Here is a 6,026-nt window from a genome sequence, read left to right on the forward strand (position 1 = left end):
GCCGCGCCGGCAAGGGCATTGGCGTTGGATTGATATTCATAAGAGCCATCGGCATGCAGGGTTAAGGTGCCGTAAGCACCGTTGATGGGCGTATCGACTCCGGTGCTGACGTCACTGATGGTGTCGCTGCCGGCGGCGCGTACGCCGATCACGCCGCCTGCTGCGGCATAACTGTCGGCGCCGGCGATGTCGTTGCTTAATACGGTGCTACTGAACGAAGCGCCTTCGCTCACGTTAAAGGCGTCGGGGTGGGCGGTGGGTACATCGTCCTGAATTTCTATTACAACGGTATTTGCAGGTAATGTGATGGGGTCGCCATTAGAAGTGCTTACATTAATTAAACTGGAAATATCTAATCTTGATGATTCAGTGTTATCTTGTGGTTGGTCAATTGGACCTTGCAGAATCATAGTTAGGGTGTTGTCATTATTTAGAGTCAAAGTAAAGATGGGTTGGCCGTTAGCTTCTGCTGTCAACACATTATCTCTTACAGTATATTGAATGGGTTCACCGTGAGAGGTTAGAGATGGAAGAGAACTGGTATCGTTATTCAGGTTAAAAGATAGTGTAACATTAGGTGTAGAACCGAATAATCCATTGAGATCTGTTGTGCTTGATGTGGTTTGTGTATTGGATTCCTTATTACCTGAGGATAAGGCATCTTCATAAGTTGTTAGACTAGCTTGGGATACCAAAGATGGAGTCGGAGTAGGGGAGTCTATTGAAACTTCTGCTTGAGAAACTTCCTCTTGGGATGTTTCTGCAGTGAGTGTAAAGAATATTGTTTTTTGGAGAGTAGTGTCATTGGCAGAAAAAGAAAATGATTCTTTGGTTGTAGGATAGCCTGCACTTACACTACCCATTCCATATAAAGGATCTAAAATAAAATAATCGCTCCTATCACTTACCAGTTCTGTGCCTGCAGCTGTGACTGGGAGTATTTCTAGTATTTGAGCAGGATCGATGCCTGAGGCTATGGCTTCATTTATTGCGTTTTCTAACATTTCTTGATAAGTTAAAGAAGGCAATGTAGGCGATAATCCCTCGGCTAAGAACGGTTGATGCAGGTTAAAGACACTGGGAAATCCATTGATTACTTTGGCATAAGCTTGCTCACTGAGAAGATTAAGCAAATGTGCATTTGGAATAGAAAAATTAAACGCAAATGAGAGTTTTCCTCCATTTACGTTAAGTGTGTGAGCATGTTCCAATACTCCATGAGTATTCCTCGTCCCTGAATCAATAAGACTATAGCTATGCATTTCAATTGTTCACTTTGGTTAAAATACTCTCATATAAGTATAATATAAAAATTAAACAATCTGTTCTTGGTAATATTTTATAAAAAATGACTTAAATATTTAACAAATGATCTTATAATCAATAAGTTAAAGTGATTTCTTAATAAGTCGAGGCATGTATCTATTTCCTACGTGTCGTGGCTTGTCCACTGGATCCAGAGTTCTAAGCACAAAGTATGAATCCCAGCGTTCGCATACAAGACACAATCTTTAAAAGAAAATTGAACAAAAAATGGAGGTTAAATCGCTGGAGAGGTCTTTTTTTTAATCTAATTAAGTAATAAGCAGACCTCATTAAGTATCTATAACAAATTAGCATAAGCATTATAATTAAAGTTGATTTTTGATACAGTCCTGTCCTCATGAAAATGCCATATTAATTTTCGTATTCGTTGGATGAGATCCTCCATTTTTGTAAATGATTTACAGCCATAAACGTTTTGTTTTAGCCAAAGCCAGAAACGCTCAATAGGATTATACTCTGGCGAGTATGGTGGTAGAAAAAACAATTCTATCCATCTTTGCTTTTTAACAAAAGCCTGTACTTTTCTACTTTTATGTATGGGACCATTGTCTAAAATAATGATTAAGGTTTTGTCTGGACTTGCTTTATGAAGTTGGCGTAAAAACCAAATAAATTGCTCGCTGTTTCCCCTGTCAGCCTGTTTCCAATAGAAACGATTTGTATGCATATTTAATGCGCCAAAAATAGTTTTACTCAGCCTGCTTTTAACCGTAGGAACTACTTTTTTTCACCACATTTGAACCAGCCACGGCTAACATAGGGTTGATTAGAAAAGTGAGATTCATCAGCAAAGAGTACTTCAATGTCTTTCGTAGAATATTTCCCAATCTCATCTACAATATCATTGATACGTACTTTTTTCTCATCAGCCGATGGTGCGTTTACAGGCAATGTTTTTGAAAAACGCTTGTACACAAACCCTAATTTATTCAGTGCCTTTGATAAAGTATTGTCGCAAGCAGACAAACCTTGTTTTTCAAACCAATGGCGTAAAATGCTTATCTGCCATCCAGCTTCTTGATAGCCATAGTCTTGGGGAGTTTTATTTAGCAATTCTTCAAGTTTTGATTCAATAATAACGGCTTTCTTAGCAGGGCGCCCTGACTTTTTATGCGTCCCCAAACCAGAGATTCCTTCGGTTTTATAACGATTTAGCCATAATCTAATTGTATGCTCGTTACGGTTTAATTGGATTGCGATTTCTTTAACCGATTTACCATTACCAGATAGCAATACATAATGCGCTCGCTCACCAACGTTTGAATTCTTATTTAATCTTAATCGATTCAATGCCGCTTTTTCTTCAAGGCTTAATAACATCCTTATCATCTAATTCTTCACATTCTTCAAATGGTGCAGAATACTCGCTATGACATGTTTTTTCTAGATAATTAATGAGGTCTGCTTAATTACCTTGCCCTACGGTTTTTATGGGTATCTAGGCAATAATGTTTCGATTGATTGGTGGGAATACTAATTGAAAAAAAGTGAATTCTCAACTATGTTTAAATCAAAAATATCAAGGAATAACAATGGTGTACATAAATCGTGATGAAAACAATAAGATTTGCGCCATGTTTAACGAAGATAAAACAGGCAGTATGGAGAAAATTGATAGCAACCACCCTGAGGTTTTAGAATTTCTTATTGGGACTTCTTCAGAAAAAAATTTCTCTTTCTTCGCATCGGATTTAGAGTTTATTCGAGTACTTGAAGATCTTATTATGGTCTTAATGAAAAAAAAGATTATCTCTATTACTGATTTCCCTGATGTTGTAGTGAAAAAGTTAGTTGCCCGTAATAAAATACGCAATCAATTTCAAGATAGTTCAATTATGATAGATGAAGAGTAATCTCACCTATATGGTAATGCTTTAAAACTGTTGATGTATTATTATTGATTTTTCATGGAGTTGGTTGTGGCTTGCTTGGAATCATTACAATAGCGAAATACTTGCTTATACATGTGGAGAGCGAACAGATAAGACCTACAAGCAATGACAATACCTACTGGAACCATTCAACATAACTCAATATTTTACTGATGGACTAGGTGCCTAGCAACGATTATTACCCTTTGGGCAACACGAGGAGAGAAAACGTAATACTCAAAAAATAAAGCATAAGTTTTTAACTTTCCGTACTCGTATCAAAAGATTAGCTAGAAAAACAATCTGCTTTTCTAAATCTGAATTCATGCATGATACCGTTATCAGCTTATTTATCAATCGATTTGATTTTGGTCAAAATGTGTGCATCAATAATTTTGATGCACTACCCAAAATGTGGCAAAAATTTCCGACAAAAATCATCGACACAGTACAATTCTATTCAGACCTCTGCTTTCCGTTCACTGTTTTGCAAAAACACGAATAAGCTCACAAAAGGTCTGATTTTTTCACTGTATTATTTTTTTGCAACGTAATCCTTAATAGGGGCAAGGTTATGCAACACATCTTTGTCACTCTTGTTTTCTTCAGCAGTCGAGAAAAATGAATGCCTGGTTTGGGATATTAAAATATCCTTATTTGAAGCTAATACTACTTGTGCCTTATTCCCATTACTATAGTCAGTTTTTGCAGGTAATAATGCTTGAATGGTCTTTAAGCTTTCAGGATTTTTAGTAGAAGTCATATGAAGTACTGTGTTGCCATCTTTGTTTTTAATCATCATCGCCTCTAGACGTTGATTTTCTGGATATAATGTTAGAATAGTCTTTAGGCTTTCAGCGTTCGTAGCAGCACGATGAAGTGCTGTATTGCCGCCTTTGTTTTGAATCATCATTGTCTCTAGCCGTTGATTTTCTGGCAATAATACTAGAATAGTCTTTAGGTTTTCAGGATTATTAGCAGCTAGGTGAAGTGCTGTATTGCCAACTTTGTTTTGAATCATCACAGCTTCTAGCCGTTGATTTTCTGGCAATAATGCTAGAATGGTTTTTAGGCTTTCAGGATTGTTAGCAGCTAGGTGAAGTACTGTATTACCATCTTTTCCTTGAATCATTACCGCCTCTAGGCGTTGATTTTCTGGGTATAATTCGAGAGTAGTTTTTAGGTCTTTAGCATCCGTAGCAGCATTATGAAGTACTGTATAACCAAACTTGTCTTGAGTCCTCACCGCTTCTAAGCGCTGACTTACTGGTAATAATTCTAGAACGGCCTGCAAACTTTTACCAGAAGCCCGTTGAAGTACTGTATAACCAAACTTGTCTTGAATCATCACTGCCTCTAATCGTCGATTTTCTGGCAATAATGCTAGAATGGCCTTTTGGTTTTCAGGATTATAACTAGCAGGATCAAGTACTGTATTACCATCTTTGCCTTGAATCATCACCGCCTCTAGACGTTTATTTTCCGGCAATAACGCTAGAATAGTCTTTAGAATTTCAGGATTGTTAAAAGCCTTATGAAGTACTGTATCACCATATTTGCTTTGAACCATCACCGCCTCTAGACGTTGATTTTCCGGTAATAACGTGAGAATGGCCTTTAGGCTTTCAGAATTAGTATCAGCAAAATGAAGTACTGTAATACCATACTTGTCTTGAATTCTCACTGCGTCTAGACGTTGATTTTCTGGATATAATGCGAGAATAGTCTTTAGGCTTTCTGCGTTGTTAGCAGCATTATGAAGTACTGTATCGCCATATTTGCTTTGCACCATCACTGCTTCTAGGCGTTGATTTTCCGGCAATAACGCGAGAATGACCTTTAGGCTTTCAGCATTCATAGCAGCATAATGAAGTACTGTCTCGCCACCTTTGTTTTCAACCTTCACCGCTTCTAGGCGTTTATTTTCTGGATATAATGCGAGAATGGCCTTTAGGATTTTAGGATTATAGGCAGCATAATGAAGTGCTGTCTCGCCATGTTTGTTTTTTTGTGTTATTGCCACTTCTTCTTGCGACACGATTTTTTGTGCGATACCCAAATGGTGATTGCTTAATGCAGCCATTAGCGGCGTATTTTCCTCTGGATAACTGACCCCATTGACTTGAGCACCTTGTTTCAGGAGCACATCAAAAATGGCCTCATATCCTTTCTCAGCCGCCCAAAATAAGGCAGTTTTCATATGAGCATCAAAGGTTTCAAGACAAGCTCCGTGCTCCAGCAGATAGTTCACCATGGCTAAGTCCTTGTTTTGAACGGCGATGATAAGCGGTGTATTTTCATCCTCATCTTTGATGTCAAGTTTCGCCTGCGCTGTAATCAATTGTTTGGCAATATCGCGTCCAACTTCGTTTTTATCTTTGTAGAGCACTGTTTCCAGGGCATGGATTAAAGCGGTATTGCCGTCTTTATCTTGGATGTTTACATTAATGCCACGAGCAATGAGGGTGCTAATGCTCTTCTTATCTGCCATTAAGGTGGCAAGATGCAATGCGCTTTGCCCCTTTTTGTTCCTCGCATTAATAGAGGCACCTTGTTCCAGGACATCAAAAGCGATGATTCCTTGGTCTAATTGCTGCAGATAATACCGATTAGTCGCGAGCAGCGCGTCAAAGGCTTCTTGATGATTGGCAGCGTATTCACCTAATAATTGCAGTAACTCATGGTTCTTGGTAGAGAGAGCAAAAGCAAGGACTTGTTGCAATGCTTCGTTGTTGTGCAGCACCTCTTGGGTGTTAAATAATTCTTGAAAAAAGCGTTTCGTCTCTTCTGCAATCCTGGCTTGCAATTGAGAAGAGGCCACCTTGCCGT

At 38.4% G+C, this 6,026-nt stretch carries 4 protein-coding genes and 2 pseudogenes; 2 read left to right on the top strand and 4 right to left on the bottom strand.

Annotated features, from left to right (window positions below; genetic code table 11):
• From Lsan_RS12535 to Lsan_RS23365, 3 genes and pseudogenes are all read right to left on the bottom strand, one after another.
• Positions 1-1,262: VCBS domain-containing protein (locus tag Lsan_RS12535; protein WP_202814630.1), on the bottom strand; the 1,262-nt coding region annotated here is incomplete at its 3' end.
• Positions 1,263-1,603: 341 nt separating this feature from the next.
• Positions 1,604-2,026: pseudogene (locus tag Lsan_RS23360) on the bottom strand (IS630 family transposase); the annotation flags it as partial.
• Positions 2,027-2,043: 17 nt separating this feature from the next.
• Positions 2,044-2,646 carry an IS630 family transposase gene (locus Lsan_RS23365; RefSeq protein WP_058514575.1) on the bottom strand — a complete coding sequence of 201 codons (603 nt, stop codon included), beginning with the start codon at positions 2,644-2,646 and terminating at the stop codon, positions 2,044-2,046.
• 212 nt (positions 2,647-2,858) lie between these two features.
• On the opposite strand from Lsan_RS23365, the gene Lsan_RS12550 reads away from it, so the two are divergent.
• Both Lsan_RS12550 and Lsan_RS23370 read left to right on the top strand, forming a co-directional pair.
• Entirely contained in the window at positions 2,859-3,179 is a 321-nt protein-coding gene (locus tag Lsan_RS12550) for a hypothetical protein (RefSeq protein ID WP_058514576.1), read from the top strand.
• Positions 3,180-3,411: 232 nt separating this feature from the next.
• A pseudogene (locus tag Lsan_RS23370) lies at positions 3,412-3,702 on the top strand (IS1 family transposase); the annotation flags it as partial.
• Between the two features lie 30 nt (positions 3,703-3,732).
• Here Lsan_RS23370 and Lsan_RS22630 read toward each other — a convergent pair.
• Positions 3,733-6,026 (bottom strand): ankyrin repeat domain-containing protein (locus tag Lsan_RS22630; RefSeq protein ID WP_193392707.1); only part of this gene is annotated, 2,294 nt, incomplete at its 5' end.

Source organism: Legionella santicrucis (genome assembly GCF_001468135.1).
Lineage (GTDB): Bacteria > Pseudomonadota > Gammaproteobacteria > Legionellales > Legionellaceae > Legionella > Legionella santicrucis.

Coding starts and splice junctions, on each gene's coding strand:
- Lsan_RS23365 (WP_058514575.1), bottom strand. CDS start 2,646: ATGTTATTAAGCCTTGAAGAAAAAGCGGCATTGAATCGATTAAGATTA.
- Lsan_RS12550 (WP_058514576.1), top strand. CDS start 2,859: ATGGTGTACATAAATCGTGATGAAAACAATAAGATTTGCGCCATGTTT.